Annotated in this window: 1 protein-coding gene; it reads left to right on the forward strand. The window is 44.7% G+C overall.

Going from position 1 to position 2,545, the window contains the following annotated elements; all coding sequences use genetic code 11:
- On the forward strand, positions 1–2,174 hold a 2,174-nt coding region (locus WB217_RS05690; protein WP_423991483.1), incomplete at its 5' end, for a M14 family zinc carboxypeptidase.
- Positions 2,175–2,545: the final 371 nt, after the last annotated feature.

Raw genomic sequence — 2,545 nt, forward strand, 5'->3', positions numbered from 1 at the left:
GCATCAAGGTGGAAGTAAAGGGCAAATCATCTACTGGACAACCTCTGTATGTCGTCACGATTGCTGCACCTGATACTCAGGGCAAGTTTGGCAAAATCCAGTCTTTAAGAAAACAAATGTTCAAGAATCCTGGAAAAGCTCAAGACTGGATTCAAAATAATCCTGACTTCAAGGTTCCGGTCATGATTAACGGTTCAATCCACGGAACAGAGTTTGTCGGCAGTGATGCAGTCATGCAGCTGATCGAGCGTTTCGCTCTCGATAATGGTGACAAGACAAAAGAAATTCTCGAGAACAACATCTTAATTTTCAACGTCGTTCAAAATCCGGATGGCAGGATTAATGCTACTCGTTTTAATGGAGAGGGCATCGACTTGAATCGTGACTTCATCACGCAATCACAGCCAGAAACGCAGGAAACTGTAGCGTTAATCAAGGAATGGAACCCAATGGTCTTCCTTGATACCCATGGCTATGTTAAAGGATATGCACCAAATAAGCAGGGGCTGATTGAGCCTTGTACACCTCCACATAATCCAAACTATGAATATGACCTTTACAATAAATGGGCCTATAAACAGGCAGAGGCAATGGAAGCACAAATCATGTCGAACAAGGACAAATTTACTGGCAGCCTCTATCAGTCAATGGAGGGAGTCTATGTCCCTCAGCGTGATGACGCTGCAGGCTGGGATGATTACCCGCCAATTTTCACACCAATGTACGCTATGTACCATGGAGCATATGGTCATACGCTAGAGGCGCCTACCAATGACCTTGACGGTGTTCAGTGGATGTATGATGCAATCATGGGTGCACTTCAATATGCAACTGATAACAAGCAGGACATGATTACCGACCAAATCGAAATGTTCAAGCGCGGTATTAATTTTGACCATCCGTTCCATGAGGAGGGTTTCTTCCCTTCAGCTTATGTACTGCCAGTAGATTCAGAAGATCCAACTGTTACTCAAAAAGCGATTGCCCACCTTCAGAAAAACGACATTGAGGTTGTTCAGGCTTCAAAATCCTTCACTGCGGACGGAAAGTCTTATCCAAAAGGAACATATGTCGTGAAAATGGACCAGGCTAAGGCAGGTCTGGCTAATACAATGCTTTGGGATGGCGAGGATATTTCCGAAGACACACCTTATATGTATGATATTTCAGCTTGGAGCTTGCCAGAGCTTTGGGGATTCGAAGCAATTGCTGTAGAAGATGAGTTCAATCTGACCGCTGTAAAAGTGAATCAGGTTCAAAGTCAGGGGGCAGTAACTGGAAAAGGTCCATTCTTGATTCCAAATAGCTCTGTAAAGGCTGTAAATCTTGTGAATACATTACTTCAGCAAGGCATTACTGTAAAACGAGATACTGCAGGCAATTTTTATACTGAAGCATCTGCAAATGTGATTTCGGCCGCTGTAAAGCAGTCCGGGCTACAGATTGGTACGGCCCAAGTACCTGCAGATACAGAGGACGTCTCTGATGTAAAAGTCGCCATCTTGAAAGACGGCGGAATGGGTAAAGTTCAGTCACATTCCGGAACAAAACTCGCTCTCAAGCGTCTCGGATTTAACGTTAGTGAAGTGACTCCTGCTGAAGTTGCTGAAAAAAGCTTGGCTGGATACGATGTGTTTGTATACAGTGGTACAGAAAACCTAATTTCGACTACCCTATCAACAGCAAATAAGGAATTTGGTTTCAAAAGCCCAGCTCAGCTCGGTCAATTCAAAGCAAATCTTGAATCCTTCTTGAAGGATGGCGGCAAATATATTGCTATTGGTGCCGGGGCTTCTAGAGCAACAAAAACACTTGGTCTGACGGATGATCAGATTAACGTCGGCGGATCCAACAGTAATGGAATTGTAACGGTTGATTATCAAGGTTCTGGAGTAACAGCAGGTTACAGCCAGAATGATATTGGCTTCGTTTACCGCCCAGTTTGGTATACCAGCACGGATAATGATCAGGTGGCTGCAATCTATGAAGATAGTTCTGACTTCTTTGTTGCCGGCCATTGGAGAGAAGACGCGAAAAAAGGTGAAGCACAGGGCAAAGCAGTAATCGTGAAAGAAAAGGATAAGGATGTCACGATGATCGGTCTAGAAGCAGGCTTCCGCGATCATACAGACTACCTGTTCCGACTTCTTTCCAATAGCATTTTTGAAAAATAAGCATTGAAAAAGCATCGGGAAGCATCCGATGCTTCAGTTTGTCGACAAAGATACAGTTCACTGATCCGTTATTGAAAACCTGTTGATTGGAGTGGAAGGCGCGAAGACTCCTGCGGGCTCAGCTGGACAGATGAGACCCCGCAGGAGCAAAGCGACGAGGAGGCTCAGCGCCAGCCCCGCGGAAAGCGAAGCGCCTGGAACGAAAATCAACAGCCTTGTTTAACAGAGCCCAAATAAAAAGAAACCACCCAAACAGAGTGGTCTCCGCAAATTTGCAGTATTTCTGCAGCTGACTCAATAAAACACTTATAGCATTTTGCTTTAATGAAGTTATTTTTCCTGCGAAATGGAACACGAGAACCGTCCCCATG

The organism is Mesobacillus sp. (genome assembly GCF_049588175.1).
Taxonomy (GTDB): Bacteria; Bacillota; Bacilli; order Bacillales; family Cytobacillaceae; genus Mesobacillus.